Origin of the sequence: Sphingopyxis sp. L1A2A (assembly GCF_005502465.1) — a bacterium.
Classification (GTDB): domain Bacteria; phylum Pseudomonadota; class Alphaproteobacteria; order Sphingomonadales; family Sphingomonadaceae; genus Sphingopyxis.
The window spans coordinates 51,933-74,989 of record NZ_SCOT01000008.1 but is presented as its reverse complement, the minus strand read 5'-3'; the positions used below and the strand labels follow the sequence as shown (position 1 = coordinate 74,989).

The window sequence follows — 23,057 nt, the reverse complement described above, 5'->3', positions numbered from 1 at the left end:
AAGTCTTGCCGCATGTTCCCCCGAAAATCAGGGGAGAGACCTATGCGATTCCATGGCCTTCACGCGGCAACGCTGACTGTCCTGGCGGCGCTTGCCGCCAATCCGGCGGCCGCCAAGACGATCAGCGTCAGTGCGACAACGCCCGATGCCAATGAAAAGCTGCAAGAGGCGCTGATCCTGGCCCAGCCCGGCGATGTCGTGCAGCTGGGCGCGGGAGTGTGGAAGCTGGTCGATGGGCTGTCGCTCGACGTGGCGGGGGTCACGGTGCGCGGCGCCGGGGCGGGCGAGAGCGGATCGATCCTAGACTTCACCGGGCAGCAGGGCGCGGGCGAGGGGCTGCTCGTCACGTCGGATGATGTGTTCCTGACCAATTTTGCGGTGCTCAACACCAAGGGCGACGGCATCAAGTCAAAGGGTGCCGACCGCATCGTCTATCACCAGCTGCGCGTCGAATGGACCGCGGGGCCGAAGGAAACCAATGGCGCCTACGGCATCTATCCGGTCGAAAGCAGCGATGTGCTGATCGACAGCGTCTTTGTGCGCGGGGCGTCGGACGCCGGCATTTATGTGGGCCAGTCAAAGAATATCGTCGTGCGCGATTCGATTGCGACCGAGAATGTCGCTGGGATCGAGATCGAGAACAGTTTCGACGCCGACGTCCACGACAATATCGCGACGAAGAACACCGGCGGCATCCTGGTGTTCGACCTGCCCAGCCTGCCGATGCAGGGCGGGCATAATGTCCGGGTGTTCGAAAATATCGTCAATGACAACAGCACGCCCAACTTCGCGCCAAAGGGCAATATCGTCGCGAGCGTGCCGACCGGCACCGGGGTGCTGGTGATGGCGAACCGCAACGTCGAGATTTTCGACAATGTGTTGGCCGACAATGGCACCGCCAATGTGATGATCGTCGGTTATCGCTACGCGCATAAGGATCCGAAATATCAGCCGCTGCCGCGGGCGATCGTCGTGCGCGACAATATGCATGGCAAGGCGGGTTACGCCCCAGCGTTCGAGGGCGGGGCACAGATTGCCGCGGCCTTTGGCGGCGCGATCCCGCCGGTGCTGTGGGATGGCGCGGGCGATGCGGTGGTGCTGGACCCGGTCGGGGTGCTGTCGCTGAACCTGCCCGACGTCGCGACCCCGCGCGATCAGGCGAAGCCCGCTCCCGCCGACCTGTCAAAGGGGACACCGGCCGCGGCGCTCCCCGCGATCAAGCTGCCCGAAGCGATGGAGGCAAAGGTCCGGTGAGACGCGCATTTGCGACTCTGGCAGCGGCGCTGTGCTGCGTCAGCGGCGCTGCCACCATGACCGCTCCGACCGTCGATCAGGCCGCGATCGAAGGCGAAGCGATCCCGCAAAAGCTGTCGGCGTTCGGGTTCGGCATGACGGCGGGCGGCTATCGCCCGATGGCTGCGGTCGGCTATACGCTGCGTACCCCGTTGTTCAGCGACTATGCCGACAAGCAGCGTTTCTTTTACATCCCGACCGGCCGCGAGGCGCGCGTGATCGCCGACGGGACGATCGAGTTTCCGGTCGGCACGGTGTTGTTCAAAAGTTTCGGCTGGCCCGACCATAATGGCGGCAAGCCGGTCGAGACACGGCTGCTGATCCACCGCGCGTCGGGCTGGGTGGCGCTGCCCTATATCTGGGATGCCGACGGCAAGGACGCGACGTTGGCGCTCGGCGGGCGGCGGGTGCCGGTGACGTTCAAAAGCCCCGACGGCGAAACGCACAGCATCCGCTACGCGGTGCCGAACAAGAATCAGTGCAAGGAATGTCACAGCAAGAATGGCGTGATCGAACCGATCGGGCCAAAGATGCACAACTTCCGGGTCGATCTGATCGGTACACAGGAAGCGCCGCCGATCCGCGTTCGGGGCATCCCGGCGCGCAGCGTCGCCATGCCGATATGGGATGATCGGGCGTCGGGAACGGTGGCACAGCGCGCCCGCGCCTATCTCGACGTCAATTGCGCGCATTGCCACAATCCCGCGGGCAGCGCGTCGAACAGCGGGCTGTTCCTGCGCTGGACCGACGATCCGACGGGGGTCAATTATGGCATCGGCAAGCGCCCGACCGCGGCAGGCCGCGGCAGCGGCGGCATGGATTTTGCGATTGCGCCGGGCGACGCGGCGCACAGCTTCATGATCTACCGGCTCGAAAGCACCGACCCCGGCATCGCGATGCCCGAGGTCGGACGGTCGACGGTGCACAAGGAAGGCGCCGCGCTGCTGCGGCAATGGATTGCCGAGATGCCAAAAGCATCGCATTAGGCTGCCCATGACAAATCTCGTCCTTCACGATTATTTCCGCTCGTCGGCCAGCTATCGCGTCCGGATCGCGCTGAACCTGAAAGGGCTGGACTATGAGCGGGTCGAGATCAGCCTGATCGCGGGCGAACAGCGCAGCGACGCCTATCTCGAACTTAACGCGCAGGGCTTTGTCCCGATGCTGGTCGCCGATGGCGAGCCGATCATTCAGAGCATGGCGATCATCGACTGGCTCGACCGCGCCTTTCCCGAGCCGCGGTTGATCCCCGAGGCCGCGATGCCGCGCGCGGTCGCGCTGGCGCAGGCGCAGGTGGTGGCGAGCGACATCCATCCGCTCAACAATCTGCGGGTTCTGAAATATCTGACCCGCGATCTGGGGCTGAACGAACAGACCAAGGACCGCTGGATCGCGACGTGGATCGCGCAGGGGTTCGAGGCGCTGGAAGCGATGGCGGGCGACGAAACCTTTCTGGGCGGCGACACACCGAGCATCGCCGATTGTTGCCTGGTGCCGCAAATGTACAACGCGCGCCGGTTCGAGGTGCCGCTGGACGATTATCCGCGGTTGGTGGCGATTGATGCGGCATGCATGGAGTTGGAAGCGTTTCAGAACGCGCATCCCGACGCGGTCAAGGCGGCGTGATCCGCCCGCTCGTGGGGGTCATGGCCCTGGCTCTGCCGACAGCGGTGATGGCGCAGGACGGCGCCATCGACGAACAGGCTGCCGTTGCCATCGAGCAGGCGGCCGCCGACGAAGCCGGTGGCTGCTGCAGTTTCTGGGTTTCGCGGCGTCCGCCCGAAGTGATTATAGTCAATGGCAGCGGCATGCTGCGCCGCCCCGAAAGCGATGCCGTACAGGGCTCCAGCCTGATCGCCAACATCGATCCCGGGCTGGGGGCGCGCGTCGAAAACCGTTTGCGCGACGAAGCCGGTATCGTTCAGTTCCGTCGATCGGACGGGCGCTCCGCCCATCCGACGAGTCAGGGCATCACGTTACGCGGCCTTGGCGGCAATGCATCGAGTCGCGCGTTGGTGACGCTCGACGGGGTGCCGCAGGCCGATCCGTTCGGCGGTTGGGTCGCGTGGACTGCCTATGACGCGATCAATCTGGGCGGCGTCGCGATCACCCGTGGCGGAGGCAGCGGCGCCGATGGTCCGGGCGCGCTTGCGGGCACAATCGGCCTCTATTCGACCATGACCGACGGAGTAACGGCGAGCGCGGCTTATGGCAGCCGCGGCAGCTGGGACGCTTCGGCAAGCGTCGGCGGCGATCTTGGCAATGGGCAGATTGCGGTCGATGGTCGTTACGGCCGCGGCGATGGTTTCATTCCGGTTGCCAAGGGCCAGCGCGGTTCGGTCGATCGCGCGCCGCCTTATGAGCAGGGCGGGCTCGGCTTGCGCTTGCGGTTCGACGCGGGGGACGACAGCCGGATCGAAGCGAGCTTGCGCGGCTTTTCGGATCGTCGCGACCGCGGCACCAATTTCACGGCGAGCAAGGTCGATGGCGTCGATGCCAGCCTGCGCTTCGTCCATGACCCGGCGGGCCAGACGCAATGGCTCGCGCTGGGGTATGTGCAGGTCCGCGACCTGGAGAGCGGTTTTGCCAGCGTCGCGGCGGGCCGGGGCAGCGTTGCCCCAGCCCTTTTTCAGCGCGTGCCCGCCACCGGCCTGGGAGCTCGCTTCGAGTTGCGCCCCGCGATCGACGGCAACAATCCGCTCCGGGCCGGCACCGATTGGCGGCGCACGACGGGGCGGACCGAAGAGGATTTCTTCTTCAGCGGCGTGACGCCGGGTCGCCACCGCATCGCGGGCGGCAGCAGCGATACAATTGGCGCGTTTGCCGAATGGACCGCGGGTGAGGCCGACGATGGGTTCCTCTGGACGCTGAGCGGGCGCGTCGATCGCTGGTGGCTGGGCGAGGGATATCGGCTCGAACGCAATATAGGCGGTTCGACGATCACCAACCTCCGCTTTGCCGCCCGGCAAGGATGGGAAGGCAGCGGGCGCGCCGGGGTGCGTTGGACGTCGGACGCATTGTCGCTGCGCGCCGCCGCCTATCGCGGCTGGCGCCTGCCGACGCTGAACGAGCTTTACCGCCCCTTCCGTGTCGGCGCCGAGGTGACGACCGCGAATGAGGTGCTCGAACCCGAACGATTGTGGGGCGGCGAGGTCGGGGTCGATTGGGACGGCGGCGATACGAAGCTGTCGGCGACGTTGTTCGCCAATCATCTGACGAACGCGATCGCCAATGTGACGCTGGCGCCGAACCTGAACCAGCGGCAGAATCTGCGCGCGATCGACAGCAAGGGTGTCGAGCTGACCGCCGAACAGCGGATCGGCCCCGCGACACTGCGCGCCACCTATGCCTTCGCCGACGCCAAAGTCGATGCGTCGGGCAGCGCGGCGCGGCTCGACGGGCGTCGTCCGGCGCAGATTGCCAGGCATGGCGGCAGCGTTTCGCTGCACAGCCATGGCGACGGCCCGTTCGGCGGCTTTGCGACGCTGCGCTATGTCGGCAAACAAAATGAGGATGATCTGGGGCTGCTGGTGCTGGATGATGCGCTGACGCTCGACGCCGGGCTGTCGTGGCGGCTCGCCGACGCGATCCGTATCGAGGCGCGCGGCGAAAATCTGTTCGACGAACTGGTCCCCGCGGCAATCTCGTCGGCGGGGATCGTCGAGCGCGCGACGCCGCGGACTTTGTGGATCGGCGCGCGGCTGTCGTTCTGATCTTCACAGGACGGCGATTGTCGATAAGAACGACGCATGGCCGCCAAAAAACTGAACCTCGACAATTTCCTGCCCTATCGCCTGTCGATCGCGTCGAACGCCTTGTCCGAACGCATCGCGGCGGAATATCAGAACCGCTTCGGGCTGAAGATTCCCGAGTGGCGGTTGATGGCGGTGCTGGGCGAGGGAAAGCCCAAGACGCAGCGCGAGCTGGTCGAAGCGACGCGGATGGACAAGGTGACGGTGAACCGCGCTGCCAAAGCTCTGGCCGACCGGCAATTGATCGCGCGGCAGGCGCATGAGGTCGACGGGCGGTCGCATCATCTGGAGCTCACCGCCACCGGATGGTCGTTGTACGACGCGATCGTCCCCGCCGCGCTGGCGAGCGAGGCGCAGCTGGAATCCAAGATCAGTGCTGCCGAGCGCGCAACGATGATGGCGATCCTTGCCAAGCTGACCGCCGCCGCCGAAGATTATGCCTGACCCCGCCTATCGCGCCGCGCCGCCGGGCGCGCTGCGCGTCGAGCCGCTGGGCGAGCTGACCGCGATCTTCGATCGGCGGTCGATGCAGACGCATTTGGTGGTGTCGCCGATGCCCGAAATATTGGCGGCGCTGGGCGCGGGCGATTGCGATGCGGCGACGCTGACGGCGCGGCTGGCCGAGAGCTTCGATCTGGGCGGCGCGGACGATGCGACGCCGATCGTCGCCGAACGGCTGGGCGAGCTAGCCGCGATGGGGCTGGTGGCGCGCGCGTGAGGCACAGCATCCGCATCGCGGTCGGCCCCGTGCAATTCCGGATCGGCAGCGACTGGGCGGCGCCGATCGCCGCGCTTGAGCGCTTATACGCAGGCTATCCGCAGGACGACGCGCGCCCCGCCGAGGCGACGGTGCGGCTGTTCGCGGCGCGGCCGTGGCGGCGCTGGGTACGGCCTTCGGTGCATATCGGCGGCGATTTTGTCGTGCCCGACGCGCTGCCGCTGCCCTTGTCGATGGGGCTGCTTGCCGCCGAAATGGGGATGAATTTGCAGGTCGCGCTGGGGTGGCGGCGGCATATGCTGCTCCACGCCAGCGCGGTCGCGCGCGATGGCCGCGCGCTGATCATGTCGGGCGAATCGGGGTCGGGGAAATCGACCCTCGCGGCGCTGCTCGGCGAGGATGAGTGGCGGTTGATGGGCGACGAGTTCACGCTGATCGATCCGGTCGGCGGCGATGCTTTCGCTTTCCCGCGCGCGGTCAGCCTGAAGAATGAAGCGATCGCCGCGGTGGCAGGGCGGGTTGATGCGGCGCGGCTGGGGCCGCTGATGGCCGGCACGCCCAAGGGCGACATCCGCCACCTGATCCCGCGCGCCGACGCGATCGCGGCGATGCACGAACCCGCGCGCCCCGCGTTGCTGCTGTTCCCCCGCTTTGGCGGCGGCACCGCGATCGAGCCGATGGGCGAGGGCGAGGTGTTTGTGCGGCTGACCGAGGCGTCGACCAACTATGTCGCGCTGGGCGAGGCAGGCTTTGCGGCGCTCACCCGGCTGGTGCGCGAGACGCCGGCGTTTGGCATTTCTTATCCCGACAGCGCGACCGGCATCGCGTTGGTCGAGCAATTGTGGGCGGAGACGCTCAAGTGAGCGCGGTGCTTACCTTTGTCGACTTGCTTGCCGGACGCCGCGACGCCGCCGCGTTAGCCCCACGCGAGTGGGACGGTGTGATCGGCGTCGCGCGCAGCGAGGCGATGCTGGCGACGCTGGCGCACCGGCTGGAGGGCGTCGACCTGCCGCCGAGCGTTGCGGCGCTGTTCGCCGACCAGCGCGCCGCCGCCGCGGTCGCACAGCGCCAGGCGCTGTGGGAGGCCGAAATGGCGCGGCGCGCGCTGGCGCCGGTGGGGATCGAATTCGTGCTGCTGAAGGGCGCCGCCTATGCCGCCGCGGGCATGGCCTGCGCGGCGGGGCGGCAGATCGGCGACCTCGACATTTTGGTGCTGGCGTCGGACATCCGGCGCGCGGAGAACGCCTTGCTCAACGCAGGGTGGGAGTGGGTCAAGTCTGACCCCTATGACGATTTCTATTATCGCGAGCATATGCACGAGCTGCCGCCGCTGATCCACAAGCTGCGCGACCGGATGATCGACGTCCACCACACGATCCTGCCGCGCACCCACCGGATTACCCCCGACGCGCTGGCGCTGGTCAGCGATGCGGTGGCGAGCGCGGATGGTTTTGCGGTGCTGAACCCCGCCGACATGGCGTGCCACTGTGCCGCGCATATGCTGGCCGACGGCGATTTGCAGGGGGGGCTACGCAATCTGTGGGATTTCAATCTGATGACCGGCGATTTTGCCGCGGCGGATCAAGGTTTCTGGGACCGGCTGGACGCGCGGGCACGCCTGCATGGGTTGCAGGAGTCGGTGCGCCGCGCGGCGCGGCTGTCGCGTGATCTGTATGGCGCAGTGCTGCCGGCGGGCTGGGACGGGCATGATCCCGCCGATCGCTGGTTTCGCCAGCGCCTGCTCGCCCGCGACGATTGGGGGCGGGTGACGCAGCCGCTGCTCGAACAGGCCTTTTACATCCGCTCGCACTGGCTGCGGATGCCGGCTGCGATGCTGGCGAGGCATTTGTGGACCAAGTGGCGGAAGCGTTAGAAGCGATCGAGCAGCGGGATCAGCGCGTCATAATGGTCGATGACATGATCGGCGCCCAGATCCCGGGCCGGCCGATCAAGAAAGCCGAAGCTGACCGCGACGCTCATCACTCCGGCGGCCTGTGCGGCGAGGATGTCATAGATGCTGTCGCCGACAAACGCCGCGCGTCCGCCGCCGCAGCGGTCGATCATCTCGACGATCGGCGCGGGCGATGGCTTGGCGTTGCCCGGCCCCAGCGTGTCGCCGCCGATGATCGTCGCCATCCGGTCCGCCAGCCCGAGTTCGCCGAGCAGTTTGCGCGCCATATCCTCACGCTTGTTGGTGACCACCGCGGTCTTCACGCCGAGGGCATCGAGCTGGTCGAGCGCGGCGATCAAGCCAGGGAAAACGCGGCTGTGGACCGCGATATGGGCTTCGTAGAACCGCAGCAGCTCGCGGTAGAGCCGCTCAAAATCGCCGCCCGGCACGCCGCCGGTTGCGGCGAATCCCTGTTCGAGCATATGCCGCGCGCCCAGCCCGATCATCGGCCGCACCTGTGCCTCGGTCAGCGGCGCGCGCGCGGCGAGGCTCAGCCCGTGATTGACCGCCGCGGTCAGGTCGCCCGCGGTATCGACCAGCGTGCCATCGAGGTCAAAGCCGACGATCGTAAAAGGAAATCCGTTCATCGGCCCCGCATGGCGCGACGCTCTGGAATCCGCAATCATTTGCTGGCAAGGGGACGCGCATGACCACCCAAAAATCACCCGCCCGCCCGATCGCCGCCGTCATCCTTGCCGCGGGCAAGGGGACGCGGATGAAATCCGATCTGCACAAGGTGCTGCACCCGATCGCGGGGCGACCGATGCTGCTCCATTTGATGGCGAGCTTTGCCACGCTGCCCCCCGCAAAAACGGTGGTCGTCGTCGGCGACAAGCGCGACCAGGTCGAGGCGGCGGTGGCCGCAAGCGGCGCGCTGGTCGCGGTTCAGGATCCCCAGTTCGGCACGGCGCATGCCGCGCTCCAGGCGAAGGCGGCGCTTGCCGGTTTCGATGGCCTGGTCCTTGTCTGCTTCGGCGACTGCCCGATGCTGACCGCCGACACCGTGCGGCGCCTGTGTGCGCCGCTCGACACCGGCGCGATGGTGGCGGTGCTGGGTTTCCGGCCGAGCGACACCGCCGCCTATGGCCGGATCATCGCCGACGCCGACGGCAATGTGGCGAAGATGGTCGAACATAAGGACGCAAGCCCGGCCGAACGCGCGGTTAATCTGTGCAATTCGGGGGTCATCGTCGCCGCGGCGCACGATATGTGGCGCCTGCTCGAAGCGGTCGGCAACGACAATGCCGCCGGGGAATATTATCTGCCCGACGTCGCCACCGGCGCGATCGCCGAGGGCAGCCGCGTCGCCGTTGTCGAGGCCGACGCCCAGGAAGTGGCGGGCATCAATAGCCGCGCCGAACTCGCGGCGGCCGAAGCGATATGGCAGGGCTATAAGCGCGAAGAGGCGATGGCGGGCGGCGCATCGTTGAAGGCGCCCGACACCGTCTGGTTCTCGTGGGACACGCAGCTGGGCCGCGACGTGACGATCGAGCCGAACGTCTTTTTCGGCCCCGGCGTGACCGTGGCTGACAATGTGAAAATCCGCGCCAATTGCCATATCGAGGGCACCGCCATCGGCACCGGCTGCGAGGTCGGCCCCTTCGCCCGGCTGCGCCCCGGCACGGTGCTGGGCGAACAGGCCAAGATCGGCAATTTTGTCGAAACCAAAAAGGCGGTGCTGGGCAAGGGCGCCAAGGCGAACCACCTGACCTATCTGGGCGACGCGACGATCGGCGCGGGCGCGAACATCGGCGCGGGCACGATTACCTGCAACTATGATGGCTATTTCAAATATCAGACGGTGATCGGCGAAAATGCGTTCATCGGCAGCAACAGCGCGCTGATCGCCCCGGTCACCATCGGCCGCGACGCGATCGTCGCCGCGGGCAGTGCGGTATCGCGCGACGTCGGCGACGGCGATCTGCGCATGGTCCGCGCCGAACAACTGATCAAACCCGGCTGGGCCGACCGCTTTCACGACGCGATGCGCAAGAAAAAGGCAGGCAAATAGGCGTCATGCCGGTGCCGACCCTGACCACGCCGCGCCTCGTGCTGCGTCAGATCCGCGCGGGCGATGCCGCCGCGCTGTTTCCGGTGCTGTCCGATCCCGACGTGATGACATGGTGGTCCAGCGGCCCGCATCAGTTGCCTACCGAGACTGCGAACTATGTCGCGTCGAACGCCGCCGAAGGGCAGGGCTTTGCCTGCTGGGCGATTACCCTGGGCGACGATGTCGCGATCGGATGGGTGATCCTGATCGATGGCAAGCCCGATGTGAAAGAAATCGGCTATATCCTGCACCGCGACCATTGGCGCGGCGGGATCGCGCGCGAAGCCGTGGCGCGCGTCATCGACTATGGTTTTGCCGAACTGAAGCTGCGCCGCATATGGGCCGACACCGACCCGGAGAACAGCGGATCGATCGCGCTGCTCGATCGGCTGGGATTTCGGCGCGAAGGCCATTTGCGCGGCGAATGGGAAACGCATATCGGGGTCCGCGATGCGCTGATTTTCGGCTTGTTGCGCGACGAATGGACGATGGAGACGACCAAGTGAGCGACCGCTACACCGACAAACCCTTTCTGCGCTTCGTCGACGCCTATGTGCTGAAAGCGATCGGCCATCTCGACGATGCCACCGAAAGCTATTGCCAGGCGATGGTGCCGCAGCTGAAACAGAGTTTCGGCGTCACCGGCAGCTGGGAGCAGATCGTAGAGCAGCAGATGAAATTCGGGCCTGATTTGCCGGAGCAGATCCGGAAAATCTGGACCGACGGCAAGGCGCGGTTCGAGGCGGGCAACGGCACCGCGCCCGATCCGGTGCAATTTGCCTATCTGTTCGTCGACAAAAACCTGCAAAATGGTTGACCTGATATCATGATATGATATCAGTATATCAATGACCCGCATTCTCGCCGATCTTCCCGATGAGGAAATCAAACGCCTCGACCGTATCGCCCATGAACAGGGCAAAAGCCGGGCGGCGGTGCTGCGCGATGCGGTTGCGGCCTATCATGCGCAGCCTGCGGACGGCGATGGCGACTGGATCGAACGGGGCTTCGGGCTGTGGTTGCGCCACGGCATTTCGATCGATCCGCACGACTATGATCGCCAGCGGCGCGCCGAATGGACGCGGCCCTGGGACGATGATTATGAGGCGGTGCGCGCCGAATCGCCCGACATGTTCGATGCCGAGGACGATCGCCAGCGGCAAATTTATCTGGATATGATCGCCGGGAAATATCCGGCACCCAAAAGTCCGGGTGCCCGGTGAGCGGCTATATTTTCGACGCGAACATCGTCATCGATGCCCTCGCCGGTTATCCGCCTGCCCGGGCGGAAATCCGACGCGCGACGCACAATGGCGCCCGCCCCTGGATCAGCCGCATGGCGTGGATCGAAGTGCTGTCCAAGGGCGACGAGCGCGTTGTCAGCGAGGCAATGGCGTTTCTGGCGCATTTCGGTCTTGATGAAATCGACGACGAAATTGCCTCGCGCGCTGCGGCATTGCGCCGCGATCGTCCGCGGCTAAGGTCGCCAGACGCCATTATCCTCGCCACCGCCCAAACCCGTGGGCGCGTTCTCATCACCCGCAATACCAAGGATTTCCCGCCCAATATGCCGGGTATCCGTGTCCCCTATATTCTTTAACGAAAGCCAGAATTCATGTGCGGAATTATCGGAATCATCGGCACTGCCCAGGTCGCGGATCGCCTCGTCGACGGGCTGAAGCGCATGGAATATCGCGGCTATGACAGCGCGGGCGTCTGCACGGTCGAAGGCGGTCAGCTGATCCGCCGCCGTGCCGAGGGCAAGCTGGGCAATCTGGTCAAGGAACTCGCCGGCAATCCCGCGCCCGGCACCGTCGGCATCGCGCACACGCGCTGGGCGACCCACGGCGCCCCGACGACGAGTAACGCGCACCCCCATGCGACGGGCGAGGTGGCGCTGGTCCACAACGGGATCATCGAGAATTTCAAGCCGCTGCGCGAGGCGCTGACCGCGCGCGGGCGCCGGTTCGAGAGCGAGACCGATACCGAAGTCGTCGCGCATCTCGTGTCCGAACAGGTCGAGGCGGGCTTGTCGCCGCAGGACGCGGTGCAGGCGGTGCTGCCGCAGCTGCGCGGTGCCTTTGCGCTTGCCATCGCGTTTCGCCAGCATCCCGACCTGCTGATCGGCGCGCGGCTCGGCTCGCCGCTGGTCGTCGGTTATGGCGAGGGTGAAACCTATTTGGGCTCCGATGCCTTGGCGCTCGCGCCGCTGACGCAAAAGATCGCCTATCTCGAGGAAGGCGACTGGGTCGTCATCACGCGCGAAGGCGCACAGATTTTCGACAGCGCGAACAACCCCGTAGCGCGTGAGATTACGACTTCGGGCGTCACCGCCGCGGCGGTCGAAAAAGGCAATTACCGCCACTTCATGCAGAAGGAGATTTTCGAGCAGCCGACCGTGGTCGCGCAGACGCTGTCCTCCTACATCCGACCGCTCGAACAGACGGTCGCGCTGCCGCAGATGGATTTCGACCTCAGCAAGATCGACCGCATCACCATCGTCGCGTGCGGCACCAGCTTCTACGCCGGCATGGTCGCCAAATATTGGTTCGAGACCTTCGCGCGCGTTCCGGTCGACATCGATGTCGCGAGCGAGTTTCGCTATCGCGACCCGGTGCTGCAACCCGGCGGGCTGGCGCTGTTCATTTCGCAGTCGGGCGAGACCGCCGACACCCTCGCGGCGCTGCGTCATTGCAAGGCAAACGGCCAGACGATCGCGGTTGTCGTCAACGTCCCGACCAGCAGCATGGCGCGCGAGGCCGACCTGTTGCTGCCGACCCACGCGGGGCCGGAGATCGGCGTCGCGTCGACCAAGGCGTTCACCTGCCAGCTCGCGGTGCTCGCGGCGCTCGCGGCCCATCTCGCGCTCAAAAAGGGCAAGCTCAGCGCCGCCGACGAGCATGAGATCGTCGAGCATCTGATCGAAGCACCCGCGGCGCTCAACGCCGCGCTGGCGCATGACGATGACATCGCGGCGATGGCGCATCTCGTCGCCCCGGCGCGCGACGTGCTCTATCTTGGCCGCGGTCCCGACTATCCGCTGGCGATGGAGGGTGCGCTAAAACTCAAGGAAATCAGCTATATCCATGCCGAAGGTTATGCGTCGGGTGAAATGAAGCACGGCCCGATCGCGCTGATCGACGAATCGGTCCCGGTCATCGTCCTCGCGCCCAGCGGCCCGCTGTTTGAAAAGACCGTCAGCAACATGCACGAAGTGATGGCGCGCGGCGGCAAGGTCGTGCTGATCAGCGATGCCGTGGGGATCGCCGAAGCCGGCGACGGCTGCATGGCGACGATCGAAATGCCCAAGGTCCACCCGCTGATCGCGCCTTTGGTGTATGCGGTTCCGGTGCAGCTCTTGGCGTATCATGTTGCGGTGGCGAAGGGGACGGACGTCGATCAGCCGCGGAATCTGGCGAAGTCGGTGACGGTGGAGTGAGGGAAATGGAAGGGTTTTGGCTTGGAATATTGGGGTCCGTAGTTGGCAGCGCGGTCACGCTGGCAGGTCAGTTTGCGAAACATCGCTGGGAAACGGGTAAATCGCGCCTGCAAAATGAAAAGCGCAAAGCCCTCCTCAAGCAGATGCTCGACAAGGCGGGGCGCGATGGTTGGCGCAAGATGGAGACATTGTCGGGGGTTATTGGCGCAAGTCGAGAAGAAACGGCGCAGCTTTTGATCGAGCTTGATGCGCGTTCCAGCGAAAGCGGCACGGATGTATGGGCGTATGTTGCGAACCAACCTTTGCCGGAACCTTCAAAGTGAAAATCGCTTGTCAGCTCTGAACCTGTTGAACAGGACGTCATCGCCTTGAATCGTCATTGCGAGGAGCGAAGCGACGCGGCAATCCAGAGTGTGCGTAAACCGCTCGGGATTGCTTCGCTTCGCTCGCAATGATGGGAAGGTGGTTACCTTGGAATCATCGCCGTCACGCCGCCTCACCCAGCATAAAATCCACATGCACTGCATCATAGGGAAACACGACACCGCCCTTCACCTGATCGACAACACCCGCACTCAACAACGCATGGACATCACCATGCACCGCTTTCACGTCGCGGCCGACACGGCGGGCGACTTCGCGGATCGGCATCGCGCCTTGGCCCGCCATGATGCTCAGGATTTCGGCACGCTTCGGGCTCAACGTCTTCCACATCTGCTCGACGGTCAGGAAGGAGATCCGGTTGCCCTGCGGCTCGCCGCGAAAGGCGGCGGCAAGGCGATCCTTCGCGTCATCGAGCGACGAAATACCGACCGTGACAATATTTTTCATGGTTTTCTCCATCGTTCGACATCGGCCCAAAAATCACGCTGCAATTGCTCAAGGCCGTCGAAGGCATAGTCGATCTCGGTCTCGCCCAGATGTTTGTGGTCGCCCTTGCCAGCCTCGTTGTCGTAACGCATCACGCAGATATTCTGGCTGACGAGGGCGAGGCGATATTTGAAATCATGCGTGCTACCGGCGAGTGGATGCGGCAATTTCCAGACGACCAGTTCGACGAAGCTGTCATCGTCGAGCGATATGCGTTCCCGCAAGATCGAGACAGCCTTCATGTTGGAGTAAGTACCATCGGCAAGCAATGTTGTCAATTGCTCCAACGATTAAGCCGTGGCGACGCATCTAAAACGCTATCTGCCGTTTGCTACGCCGCGGCATTTGCCTGCGCCAGGATCGACGCCGCGATGTCCTCGATCTTGCCCGCCACCAACAGCGGCGCGCCGCCGACCATGCCGACCTGGGTCTGGCCATTTTCATAGTCGCGGAGCCAGGCGACATTTTCGGCGACGACCAGATAATTGCCGCCGCGCGACTTGAGTTCGATGAATTTCATGCCGATGTCTCCTGTTGGTCGGGGCTCTAGGTGCGAAGTATGAAGATTGTAGGATTGTCATGAGTTTCGCCGCGATCATCTTCGATTTCGACGGCGTCATTGCCGACAGCGAGGTGCGGGCGAACCAGTCGCTTGCCGAGAGCCTGACCGCGGTCGGGATGCCGTCGACCTATGACGAGTGCCTGCGCGACTATTATGGCCACAACTGGCAGGAGACCCAGCGGCGGATCGAGGTGCGTTTCGGTCGTCCGCTGCCCGCCGATTTTCGCGAGCAACACCGCGAGCGCGCCCGGGGCCGGTTCATGGAGGGCTTCGACGCCGTCCCCGGCGCCGCCGATTTCTTGGCCGGGCTGGGGCCAATGCCGCGCGCGATCGCCTCGTCCAGCCGCGTCGAATATATCGCCTGGGCGCTCGGGCTGTTCGGGCTGGACCATCATTTCGCCGATCATGTGTACAGCGCCGACGGCTGGGATCGCGGCAAGCCGTTTCCCGACGTCTATCTTGCCGCCGCCAAGGGGCTGGGCGTCGATCCGGCACGCTGCCTTGCGATCGAGGATTCGCCGACCGGGGCGCAAGCGGCTTTGGCGGCGGGGATGACCGTCGTCGGCTTTTGCGGCGCCGGGCATATCGTCGATCGCGCCGCGCATGGCGAAGTGCTGCGCGCAGTTGGCGTGCATCATGTGGCGCTCACATTTGGTGAATTAGAGAGGCTGACGGAGGTCGCACGATAATCCTCCCCATGGCTTCGCCACAGGGAGGATCGACCCCCTCAAAAACCGCTGTCCTACGCGGCATCGCTGGATTAGCTTCGCGCCAGTTCGATCCCGAGCACGGGACGAAAATAGGAAATCGCGCGTGAAGTTGCGGAGTTTTCCGCACTTTTCGAAAACGCCCCAAGGAGAGCCAGCATGTGCACCGAAGATACCGAAGCCGATCTCGACCGCGCCGGGATGGCTGTCGGTCGCCGCAGCTTTGCCGCATTGGCCGGAGCCGGCGCGCTGATCGCGGCGCTGCCGGCGCGGGCGATGGCGGGCAAGCCGGTGAAGGGCCGCGACGTCGAGATCAAGACGGCCGACGGCACCTGCGACGCCTATTTCGTCGCCCCGACGGGCGGAAAACATCCGGGCGTGCTGATCTGGCCCGACATTCGCGGCCTGCGCCCCGCCTTTCGCCAGATGGCCGACCGGCTGGCGGGCGAGGGTTATGCCGTGCTGTGCGTCAATCCCTTTTACCGCTGGCAGAAATCGCCGGTCGTCGATGCCGCGAATGATTGGGGCAATCCCGCGGTGCGCGAAAAGCTGTTTGGGTATCTGAAGCAGCTGACCAAGCCGGTCGTCGAGACCGACGCGATCGCGCATCTCGCCTTTCTCGACGCGCAGAAAGAGGTCGATGCGCGGCGCAAGCTCGCGACCACCGGCTATTGCATGGGCGGCGCGATGACGATCTATACCGCGGCGCTGAAACCCGACCGCGTCGGCGCGGCGGCGAGTTTCCATGGCGGCGGGGTGGGAACCGACAAGCCCGACAGCCCGCATCTGCTGATCCCCGGCACCAAGGCGGGCTATTTGTTCGCGATTGCCGATAATGACGACAAGGAAGCGCCGAACGAAAAAATCTTGCTCAAGGCCGTGCTGGAGCCGCGTAAGCAGTGGCACGAGGTCGAGGTGTATGAAGGTGCGATGCACGGTTGGTGCCCGCCCGACGGACGCGCTTATAATGAAGCGGCGGCCGAGAAGGCGTGGGGACGGATGCTGGAATTATTCAAGGCGAGTTTGTAATAGCCAACCGCTCTGATCCGTTCGTGTCGAGCGAAGTCGAGACACCTCGATGCCGCGCGCTATCGATGGGTGTCTCGACTTCGCTCGACACGAACGGAAATGAACCAGGCTGTGCCGCTCAGTGCGCGTGCGCGCCGCCGCTCGCTGCATAGCTCGCATAAACGCGCTGGCCGCCAGTGCCGAAGGTCATGACCTTATACGCGTCGCGGTGACCGCCATGTTCCATGCCGGGCGAGCCCGTCGGCATCCCGGCAACCGCCAGGCCTTTGACGCCCTTGGGTTTTTCGCGGAGCAGGCGGGCGATTTCCTTGGCGGGGACATGTCCCTCGATCACATAGCCGCCGACCAGCACGGTGTGACAGCTGCGCAGCGCCTGCGGCACGCCCTGCTTGTCCTTGATTGCGGCCATGTCGGGGGAATTGACGATGACCGCCTTCTGCCCGAACGACGCCTTTACCTGCTCCAGCCATTTTAGGCAGCAGCCGCAACCGGCGTCGCGGAACATCACCGGGTTTGCGGCATGCGCGGTGCCGATGACGGCGGCAAAGGCGGCGAGGGCAAAAAACGCGCGGCGGGCGGGGAGCATGGTGGAGTTCCTTTTCGGTGATTTCGAGCGAAGAGTAGCAGCCCCCACGCGCCGCACAAGCCGTTCAACCCATCGGATAGAGGATGTCTTTGCTCACCTTATGGAGCGCGGTCATCACTTCGTTGCTCAGCACCAGATCCATGGCATCGAGGATCGGCTGGAGCTGGTCGTCGGCGCTGACCCCGACGATCGTCGAGGCGACGAAGTCATGCTGTTTCGACCAGGCGGTCGCCATCGTCACCGGGTGCAGCCCGGCATCGGCGGCGATTTGCAGATAGCGTGCGGTCGCGGCGAGGCTCTTTTCGTTGACGAAGCGCTGGCCCATCGCGGCCTGCCGCCCTTCCATCGCCAAATAGCGCGAGAAACGAGCACCCTCAGGCGCCGCCCCGCCCTGATATTTGCCCGAGAGCACCCCGCCGGCGAGCGGCGAATAGGGGATCAGGCTGACGCCTTCCTGGCGGCACACCTGTTTCAGTTCGTCCTCGAAGCGGCGGTTGTTCAGGCTGAAATTGTTCTGGATCGTGTGGTAACGCGCCACGCCCAGTTTCTCCGACGCGGCGAGCGATTTCATCAGCCCCCAGCTCGTTTCGTTCGAGCAGCCGAGGATGCGGACTTTGCCGGCGCGGACCAGCTCGTCGAGCGCGTCCATGATCTCGTCATAGGGCGCGTCATGGTCAGGCCAGTGCGTCTGGTAGAGGTCGACATAGTCGGTTTGGAGGCGGGTCAGGCTGTCGTCGATCGCCTGGAAGATGTTCTTACGGTCAAGCGCGGTCATGCCATTTCGGCACGGCGATTTGAACCAGACATGGCTCGGCCCCGACACCTTGGTGGCGAGGATGATCGCATCGCGCGGCTTGGTCTTCAGCCAGCGGCCGACGATTTCTTCGGTGCGGCCGACCCATTTGACGTCGGGCGGCACCGGATAGCCCTCGGCGGTGTCGTAGAAATTGATCCCGGCGTCGAAACAGCGGTCGAGGATGCGGAACGCCGCCGCCTCGTCGGTCTGGCTGCCAAAGGTCATCGTCCCCATGCAGATGTCGGACACATGGATGGCACTCAGGCCCAGGCGGCGGCTTGGCATGGTTCGGTTCTCCGGTCAGCGGAAGGGAGCGCCGTGCATAGGTTGCGGATCGCAACCTTGCAATCAGATCAGCAGCGCCAGCGATCCAACCAGCAAGGCCGCCATCGTCCAGTTAAAAGCGCGCAGCCGCGCCGGGCTCGACAGCCAGCCGCGCAGTATCTGACCCATTACCGCCCACAGGCTGGTCGAGGGCAGGTTGATCAGGCCAAAGACCACCGCGACCAGCAGCACCGCGCCGAGATTCCGGTCGGGGGCATAGAGTGCGATCGCGGTCAGCGCCATCGACCACGCCTTGGGATTGACCCACTGGAACAGCATCGCCTGGACAAAGGTCATCGGCTTGCCGCGCGCGCCGGTTTCGGTGTCGGGGGCGGCGGCATTGGCGATCTTCCACGCGAGCCACAGCAGATAGGCGACGCTCACGACCTTGAGCACGCTGTTCAGGATCGGGAACAGGTCGAACAATCCCATCAGCCCGAGCCCGACGAGGATGATCATCAGCGTGAAGCCGATGCCAACGCCGAGCGCGTGGGGCACCGTGCGGCGGAGGCCGAAATTGGCGCCCGACGCCATCAGCATCATGTTGTTCGGCCCCGGCGTGATCGACGAAACAAGCGCGAAGGCGGAGAGCGCGAGGAGCGTGGTCTGGTTCATGCGTGCAACATAACGTGTTTCAGCAGTGCGCGGGTTGCAAATTATGGCGCTCATCACCTATCATATGCAATCTATGAGCAAGATGGACGATCTTGGCCGCAAGATATTGCGCGAACTGGCGCGGGACGGGCGAATCTCGAACCTCGAACTCGCCGAGCGCGTCGGGTTGTCGCCCTCGGCCTGTCTGCGGCGGGTCCAGGAACTGGAACGCAGCGGGGTGATCACCGGTTATCGCGCCAACATCGACCCGGCGAAGCTGGGACTGACCTTTCTCGCTTATGTCACCGTCGGGCTGTCGACCCACACCAAGAAGGCGCAAGCCGATTTCGAGGCGGCGATGGCCGGAGCGCCCGAAGTGCGCGAGTGCCACAATATCACCGGCGCGATCGAATATCTGCTGCGGATCGAGACCGCCGATTTGGCGGCGTACAAGCATTTCCACACCGAAGTGCTGGGCGTGCTGCCGCAGGTGCATTCGATCAGCACTTATGTGGTGATGGATTCGACGAAGGATGAGCGGGCGTAGTTTTTCTTTTTAGTGGCTGTGAAGCGGTGCGGTTGAACCCGCCGCCACTCAACCGCATATCCGTTGCATGACGAAACTTTCCTTCCTCGACCTCGTGCCCGTGACCGACACCGGCACGATCGCCCAATCGCTCGCCAACGCCGCCGATCTGGCACGCCACGCCGAGGCGCTTGGTTATGGGCGCTATTGGGTCGCCGAGCATCATGGCATGACGGGGATCGCGAGCGCGGCGACCGCGGTCGTGCTGGCGCATATCGGGCAGGCGACGTCGACGATCCGGATCGGGTCGGCGGGCATCATGCTGCCGAACCACGCGCCGATGGTAATCGCCGAACAGTTCGGAACGCTCGAAGGCTTGTTTCCGGGCCGCATCGACTTGGGGCTCGGGCGCGCGCCGGGGTCGGACCAGCGGGTCGCGCGCGCGCTGCGCCGTACCCTCGCCAGCGACGAGCGGCAGTTTCCGCAGGATGTGCTGGAGTTGCAGGCCTTTCTGGCCGGCGACGAGCAGTTGGGGATTACCGCGGTGCCGGGGGCAGGGACGCATGTTCCGCTGTGGATATTGGGATCGAGCACCTTTGGCGCGCAGCTCGCCGCGATGCTCGGGCTGCCCTATGCCTTTGCGAGTCATTTCGCGCCCGATGCGCTTGACGAGGCGCTTGCCATTTACCGGCGCCAGTTCAAACCATCGGCGCAACTTGCGGCGCCCTATGTGGCCGCGGCGTTCAACGCCTTTGCCGCCGATACGCGCGAGGAGGCCGAACTGCTCGCCTCGTCGCAGCAGCAGGCGTTCGTCGCGTTGCGCACCGGTAACCCGGGCAAAATGAAGCCGCCACTGGCAGGCTATAAGGACAGCCTGCCGCCGAACGCGCGCGCGATCCTCGACCATGTGCTGCAATGTTCGGCGGTGGGGACAGTCGATGATATTGCCGCTGGCTTGCGGGCATTTGTTGCCCGGACGCGCGTTGACGAGGTGATCATCGCGTCGTCGATGTACGATCATGACGCACGCAAGCACTCGCTGGCGCTGACGATGGAAGCGGCGCGGTCGATTTGAGTAGTTCGTCATTGCGAGCGAAGCGAAGCAATCCAGAGCGGCTTGTCACACTCTGGATTGCTTCGCTTTGCTCGCAATGACGAGATGTCATATGGGTCGGAACGTCAGGCTCGCGAGCCGCCAAGCCAGTTCCTTGCCGAGCAGATCTTCGGCGGTTGGGACGACGCTCGGCGATGCACAATCGACTTCGGCGGCAATATAGCGGCCCGTCTCGCGCAACCGGACTTCGACGTCGCCGAAATGCGCTTTGAGCGCCGTGGTCAATAGTTCGGCGTCTTCGGACATCGCGTCGGTATCAAGCGCGCGCGGGGTGCCGTCGAGTAGCTCGGCGACGGCTTTTTCCAACGCGCCGATCGCATCCTTGATGATCGACAGCGAAATGAACAGCGCCGCGGCAGCATCGGCCCACCACCAGCCGAGGCCGATGCCGATGATTCCGGCGATGCCGGCAAGCCCCGTCTGCCAGTCGGCCTTTTGCATCAGCGCGTCGGTATGCAGCACCTTGTCGCGGATGCGGGTCGCGATTGGGTGCTTCAGATGACCGAGGATCATCGGCGGCACCACCGAATAGGCGAGCGCGGCGATCATCAGCCAACCGAGCCAGACCGTGTGGCCGAACAGCGTAATGCCGCCGACGGTCGGATGCTCCTGCCGCACCAGCGTCGTGACGCTTTCATAAGCGAGGAAGCCGCCGACCGAGAGCAACGCCGTGGCGGCAACCAGAAAGGCAAGGCTGTTGGCGCGGCGATAGCCGAAAGGGAAGCGCGGATCGGAATGCTTGCGTTCCCAATGGGTGGACAGCAGGAAAACGACCGCGGGGATCAGGCTGAGCAGATCCTCGATCACTGCGGCCTTCATCGCCTGACTGCTGCCCATGACGAGCCCCATGACGATCACGACGCTCGTCATCCAGCCGAGCGTCCACCATTCGAGCCGCTCGCCGTGCCGCACGTCGGCGGCGATCGCTGAAGGAATGCCGCCGTGCAGGCTCATTTCGTCATCTCGGCGATCGCGCGGTCGGTTGCGAGGATGAGCGCGTTCTCACCGTTGCGCCGGGCGATGCGGAGAACGGGCTGCGTGGCATCATGGGGTTCGCGGCGCCCAACAGGTTTGGATAGCGCGACCTCGGCCTGCCATGGCGATGTCTTGGCGAAATGACCGACGACCGCATCGACCTTGCCTTCCTCCAGCCAGTGCAGGGCATGTTCGCCGTGTCCGGACGTGCGGGTCAGCCGCGCGTCGTGACGCTTTGCATAGCTGCCGAGCACCGCGAGCGCCGGTGCGGCGTCGGGAGTCGTGGGCAGGACCACGATCCGCATTTCGCCGGTCCGCGTCATCCGCTCGCTGGTCCCCGACGCATCGCGCGGCAAAGCACTGCAGCCGGTGAGGGCGGGGAGGGCAATAAGAAGAGGCCAAAGCTGGGGTTTCATCCACCGCGAACGCAAGCGCCTTTGCTTGGTTGCACGGTGTGCGCCTGTGTTGACGCGCCTTGCGCTGCGGCAGTATAGGGTCGGTCCGACCAAGGGCGGCCCGCGCAAGGGTCGCCTTTTTACTTTTTCCTGAAAGGTGCCTGCCATGTCGATCACGCCGCTGATGCCCGTTTACCCCCGGTGCGGTGTGCGTCCGGTGCGCGGCGAGGGCGCCTATCTGATCGGCGAGCGCGGCGAGCGTTATCTGGACTTCGCGAGCGGCATCGCCGTCAACTTGCTGGGCCATGGTCATCCGCATCTGACCAAGGCGATTCAGGAGCAGGCCGCGACGCTGATGCATGTGTCGAACCTGTATGGCAGCCCGCAGGGTGAGGCTTATGCGGCGCGGCTGGTCGACAACACGTTTGCCGACACGGTGTTCCTGACCAACTCGGGCGCCGAAGCCGTCGAATGTGCGATCAAGACCGCGCGCGCCTATCATTCGAGCGCGGGCAATCCCGAAAAGCATAATCTGATCACCTTCAACAATGCGTTTCACGGCCGCACGTTGGGGACGATTTCGGCGACCAATCAGGAAAAGCTGCGCAAGGGTTTCGATCCGCTGCTTCCCGGTTTCACCTATGCGCCGTTCGACGATCTGAACGCCGCGCTCGACCTGGTCGACGACAATACGGCGGGTTTCCTGATCGAACCGATTCAGGGCGAGGGCGGCATCCGCCCCGCGTCGCAGCCGTTCCTGCAGGGACTGCGCGACATCTGTAACGACCGCGACCTGATGCTGGTGTTCGACGAAGTCCAGTGCGGCGTCGCGCGCACCGGTTCGCTCTATGCCTATCAGGAATTCGGCGTCACCCCCGACATCATGGCGAGCGCCAAGGGTATCGGCGGCGGCTTTCCGATGGGTGCGTGCCTTGCGACCGAAAAAGCCGCGCGCGGGATGGTCATCGGCACCCATGGCTCGACCTATGGCGGCAACCCGCTGGCCTGCGCCGCCGGGCAGGCGGTCCTCGATGTCGTGCTGGAGGAAGGCTTTCTCGATCAGGTCAAGGCGACCGGCGAACGGCTGCGCGGCGCGCTCGAACAGCTGATCCCGAACCATGACCATCTGTTTGAAAGCGTACGCGGCATGGGGTTGATGCTCGGGCTCAAGCTCAAGTCGGACAGCCGCGCCTTTGTCGCACATCTGCGCGATAATCACGGGCTGCTGACCGTCGCGGCGGGCGAAAATGTCGTGCGCGTGCTGCCGCCGCTCAACATCGAACAGAGCCATATCGACGAATTCGTCGAGAAATTGTCAGCGGGCGCGGCGAGCTACACGCCGCCGGAATCCTGATGATTCCGTTCGCGGCGAACGG

General features: G+C 64.7%; 29 protein-coding genes. 20 read left to right on the top strand and 9 right to left on the bottom strand.

The window, feature by feature from the left end; all coding sequences use genetic code 11:
* The first annotated feature begins 42 nt into the window (after nucleotides 1–42).
* From FFS68_RS07480 to FFS68_RS07445, 8 genes are read left to right on the top strand one after another with little or no spacing between them, the layout of a single operon-like run.
* Nucleotides 43–1,254, top strand: a complete 1,212-nt coding sequence (locus FFS68_RS07480; RefSeq protein WP_137752554.1) for a parallel beta-helix domain-containing protein — start codon at nucleotides 43–45, stop codon at nucleotides 1,252–1,254.
* Nucleotides 1,255–1,310: 56 nt separating this feature from the next.
* Complete coding sequence (locus FFS68_RS07475) at nucleotides 1,311–2,279, top strand: SO2930 family diheme c-type cytochrome (RefSeq protein ID WP_249340066.1); 969 nt, start codon at nucleotides 1,311–1,313, stop codon at nucleotides 2,277–2,279.
* A 7-nt stretch (nucleotides 2,280–2,286) separates the two neighbouring features.
* The gene (gene maiA, locus FFS68_RS07470) at nucleotides 2,287–2,919 is read left to right on the top strand and encodes a maleylacetoacetate isomerase (protein WP_137752552.1); all 633 of its coding nucleotides are present in this window, start codon (nucleotides 2,287–2,289) and stop codon (nucleotides 2,917–2,919) included.
* A 20-nt stretch (nucleotides 2,920–2,939) separates the two neighbouring features.
* Complete coding sequence (locus FFS68_RS07465) at nucleotides 2,940–5,006, top strand: TonB-dependent receptor (RefSeq protein ID WP_249340065.1); 2,067 nt, start codon at nucleotides 2,940–2,942, stop codon at nucleotides 5,004–5,006.
* A gap of 36 nt (nucleotides 5,007–5,042) precedes the next feature.
* Nucleotides 5,043–5,489, top strand: a complete 447-nt coding sequence (locus FFS68_RS07460; RefSeq protein WP_137752550.1) for a MarR family winged helix-turn-helix transcriptional regulator — start codon at nucleotides 5,043–5,045, stop codon at nucleotides 5,487–5,489.
* Nucleotides 5,482–5,763, top strand: coding sequence for an HPr-rel-A system PqqD family peptide chaperone (locus FFS68_RS07455; protein ID WP_137752549.1), 282 nt, complete (start codon nucleotides 5,482–5,484; stop codon nucleotides 5,761–5,763). The genes FFS68_RS07460 and FFS68_RS07455 overlap by 8 nt, the downstream gene beginning before the upstream one ends.
* Nucleotides 5,760–6,626: an HprK-related kinase A gene (locus FFS68_RS07450; RefSeq protein ID WP_137752548.1), complete on the top strand. Its 867-nt coding sequence runs from the start codon at nucleotides 5,760–5,762 to the stop codon at nucleotides 6,624–6,626. Before FFS68_RS07455 ends, FFS68_RS07450 begins: the two co-directional genes overlap by 4 nt.
* Nucleotides 6,623–7,636, top strand: a complete 1,014-nt coding sequence (locus FFS68_RS07445) for a nucleotidyltransferase family protein (RefSeq protein WP_137752547.1) — start codon at nucleotides 6,623–6,625, stop codon at nucleotides 7,634–7,636. The genes FFS68_RS07450 and FFS68_RS07445 overlap by 4 nt, the downstream gene beginning before the upstream one ends.
* Here FFS68_RS07445 and FFS68_RS07440 read toward each other — a convergent pair.
* Nucleotides 7,633–8,301 carry an HAD-IA family hydrolase gene (locus FFS68_RS07440; RefSeq protein WP_137752546.1) on the bottom strand — a complete coding sequence of 223 codons (669 nt, stop codon included), beginning with the start codon at nucleotides 8,299–8,301 and terminating at the stop codon, nucleotides 7,633–7,635. The two genes, FFS68_RS07445 and FFS68_RS07440, sit on opposite strands and share 4 nt — an antisense overlap.
* A gap of 59 nt (nucleotides 8,302–8,360) precedes the next feature.
* Between FFS68_RS07440 and glmU the strand changes: the two genes are divergently transcribed.
* Genes glmU through FFS68_RS07405 form a run of 7 tightly spaced genes read left to right on the top strand, consistent with a single transcriptional unit; the run spans nucleotide 8,361 to nucleotide 13,526 of the window.
* The gene (gene glmU / locus FFS68_RS07435) at nucleotides 8,361–9,725 is read left to right on the top strand and encodes a bifunctional UDP-N-acetylglucosamine diphosphorylase/glucosamine-1-phosphate N-acetyltransferase GlmU (RefSeq protein WP_137752545.1); all 1,365 of its coding nucleotides are present in this window, start codon (nucleotides 8,361–8,363) and stop codon (nucleotides 9,723–9,725) included.
* A gap of 5 nt (nucleotides 9,726–9,730) precedes the next feature.
* Nucleotides 9,731–10,270, top strand: a complete 540-nt coding sequence (locus tag FFS68_RS07430) for a GNAT family protein (protein ID WP_137752544.1) — start codon at nucleotides 9,731–9,733, stop codon at nucleotides 10,268–10,270.
* Entirely contained in the window at nucleotides 10,267–10,581 is a 315-nt protein-coding gene (locus FFS68_RS07425; protein ID WP_137752543.1) for a hypothetical protein, read from the top strand. The genes FFS68_RS07430 and FFS68_RS07425 overlap by 4 nt, the downstream gene beginning before the upstream one ends.
* 31 nt (nucleotides 10,582–10,612) lie before the next feature.
* Nucleotides 10,613–10,987 carry a CopG family transcriptional regulator gene (locus tag FFS68_RS07420; RefSeq protein ID WP_137752542.1) on the top strand — a complete coding sequence of 125 codons (375 nt, stop codon included), beginning with the start codon at nucleotides 10,613–10,615 and terminating at the stop codon, nucleotides 10,985–10,987.
* Nucleotides 10,984–11,364, top strand: coding sequence for a PIN domain-containing protein (locus FFS68_RS07415; RefSeq protein ID WP_137752541.1), 381 nt, complete (start codon nucleotides 10,984–10,986; stop codon nucleotides 11,362–11,364). Before FFS68_RS07420 ends, FFS68_RS07415 begins: the two co-directional genes overlap by 4 nt.
* Before the next feature lie 15 nt (nucleotides 11,365–11,379).
* The gene (glmS, locus tag FFS68_RS07410) at nucleotides 11,380–13,203 is read left to right on the top strand and encodes a glutamine--fructose-6-phosphate transaminase (isomerizing) (protein WP_137752540.1); all 1,824 of its coding nucleotides are present in this window, start codon (nucleotides 11,380–11,382) and stop codon (nucleotides 13,201–13,203) included.
* A 5-nt stretch (nucleotides 13,204–13,208) separates the two neighbouring features.
* Complete coding sequence (locus tag FFS68_RS07405) at nucleotides 13,209–13,526, top strand: hypothetical protein (protein WP_137752539.1); 318 nt, start codon at nucleotides 13,209–13,211, stop codon at nucleotides 13,524–13,526.
* A 163-nt stretch (nucleotides 13,527–13,689) separates the two neighbouring features.
* Here the strand turns inward: FFS68_RS07405 and FFS68_RS07400 are convergent, their stop codons facing one another.
* The 3 genes from FFS68_RS07400 to FFS68_RS07390 are packed head-to-tail and all read right to left on the bottom strand — an operon-like array spanning nucleotide 13,690 to nucleotide 14,593.
* Complete coding sequence (locus FFS68_RS07400; RefSeq protein WP_137752538.1) at nucleotides 13,690–14,034, bottom strand: transcriptional regulator; 345 nt, start codon at nucleotides 14,032–14,034, stop codon at nucleotides 13,690–13,692.
* Nucleotides 14,031–14,351 (bottom strand): DUF6516 family protein, encoded by a 321-nt coding sequence (locus FFS68_RS07395; RefSeq protein ID WP_249340064.1) that lies wholly within the window; start codon nucleotides 14,349–14,351, stop codon nucleotides 14,031–14,033. The genes FFS68_RS07400 and FFS68_RS07395 overlap by 4 nt, the downstream gene beginning before the upstream one ends.
* Nucleotides 14,352–14,404: 53 nt before the next feature.
* On the bottom strand, nucleotides 14,405–14,593 hold the full coding sequence (locus FFS68_RS07390; protein ID WP_137752537.1) for a hypothetical protein: 189 nt from the start codon (nucleotides 14,591–14,593) through the stop codon (nucleotides 14,405–14,407).
* 59 nt (nucleotides 14,594–14,652) lie between these two features.
* On the opposite strand from FFS68_RS07390, the gene FFS68_RS07385 reads away from it, so the two are divergent.
* Together FFS68_RS07385 and FFS68_RS07380 are read left to right on the top strand one after the other, a co-directional pair.
* Nucleotides 14,653–15,324: an HAD family phosphatase gene (locus FFS68_RS07385; protein WP_137752536.1), complete on the top strand. Its 672-nt coding sequence runs from the start codon at nucleotides 14,653–14,655 to the stop codon at nucleotides 15,322–15,324.
* Nucleotides 15,325–15,501: 177 nt separating this feature from the next.
* Nucleotides 15,502–16,371, top strand: a complete 870-nt coding sequence (locus FFS68_RS07380) for a dienelactone hydrolase family protein (RefSeq protein ID WP_137752535.1) — start codon at nucleotides 15,502–15,504, stop codon at nucleotides 16,369–16,371.
* A 118-nt stretch (nucleotides 16,372–16,489) separates the two neighbouring features.
* Here the strand turns inward: FFS68_RS07380 and FFS68_RS07375 are convergent, their stop codons facing one another.
* The 3 genes from FFS68_RS07375 to FFS68_RS07365 form a co-directional block, all read right to left on the bottom strand.
* The gene (locus FFS68_RS07375) at nucleotides 16,490–16,957 is read right to left on the bottom strand and encodes a DUF411 domain-containing protein (protein ID WP_137752534.1); all 468 of its coding nucleotides are present in this window, start codon (nucleotides 16,955–16,957) and stop codon (nucleotides 16,490–16,492) included.
* Nucleotides 16,958–17,021: 64 nt separating this feature from the next.
* Nucleotides 17,022–18,038, bottom strand: a complete 1,017-nt coding sequence (locus FFS68_RS07370; RefSeq protein WP_137752533.1) for an aldo/keto reductase — start codon at nucleotides 18,036–18,038, stop codon at nucleotides 17,022–17,024.
* Nucleotides 18,039–18,101: 63 nt separating this feature from the next.
* Nucleotides 18,102–18,746 (bottom strand): LysE family translocator, encoded by a 645-nt coding sequence (locus FFS68_RS07365; RefSeq protein WP_249340063.1) that lies wholly within the window; start codon nucleotides 18,744–18,746, stop codon nucleotides 18,102–18,104.
* Between the two features lie 19 nt (nucleotides 18,747–18,765).
* On the opposite strand from FFS68_RS07365, the gene FFS68_RS07360 reads away from it, so the two are divergent.
* Both FFS68_RS07360 and FFS68_RS07355 read left to right on the top strand, forming a co-directional pair.
* The gene (locus FFS68_RS07360) at nucleotides 18,766–19,218 is read left to right on the top strand and encodes an Lrp/AsnC family transcriptional regulator (RefSeq protein WP_249340062.1); all 453 of its coding nucleotides are present in this window, start codon (nucleotides 18,766–18,768) and stop codon (nucleotides 19,216–19,218) included.
* Nucleotides 19,219–19,285: 67 nt separating this feature from the next.
* Nucleotides 19,286–20,272 carry an LLM class flavin-dependent oxidoreductase gene (locus FFS68_RS07355; RefSeq protein ID WP_137752532.1) on the top strand — a complete coding sequence of 329 codons (987 nt, stop codon included), beginning with the start codon at nucleotides 19,286–19,288 and terminating at the stop codon, nucleotides 20,270–20,272.
* An 87-nt stretch (nucleotides 20,273–20,359) separates the two neighbouring features.
* Here FFS68_RS07355 and FFS68_RS07350 read toward each other — a convergent pair whose 3' ends face one another.
* Nucleotides 20,360–21,265 carry a cation diffusion facilitator family transporter gene (locus FFS68_RS07350; protein ID WP_137752531.1) on the bottom strand — a complete coding sequence of 302 codons (906 nt, stop codon included), beginning with the start codon at nucleotides 21,263–21,265 and terminating at the stop codon, nucleotides 20,360–20,362.
* Nucleotides 21,262–21,609 (bottom strand): amino acid ABC transporter substrate-binding protein, encoded by a 348-nt coding sequence (locus FFS68_RS07345; RefSeq protein WP_137752530.1) that lies wholly within the window; start codon nucleotides 21,607–21,609, stop codon nucleotides 21,262–21,264. The genes FFS68_RS07350 and FFS68_RS07345 overlap by 4 nt, the downstream gene beginning before the upstream one ends.
* A 238-nt stretch (nucleotides 21,610–21,847) precedes the next feature.
* Between FFS68_RS07345 and FFS68_RS07340 the strand changes: the two genes are divergently transcribed.
* Nucleotides 21,848–23,035 (top strand): aspartate aminotransferase family protein, encoded by a 1,188-nt coding sequence (locus tag FFS68_RS07340; RefSeq protein ID WP_137752529.1) that lies wholly within the window; start codon nucleotides 21,848–21,850, stop codon nucleotides 23,033–23,035.
* Nucleotides 23,036–23,057: the final 22 nt, after the last annotated feature.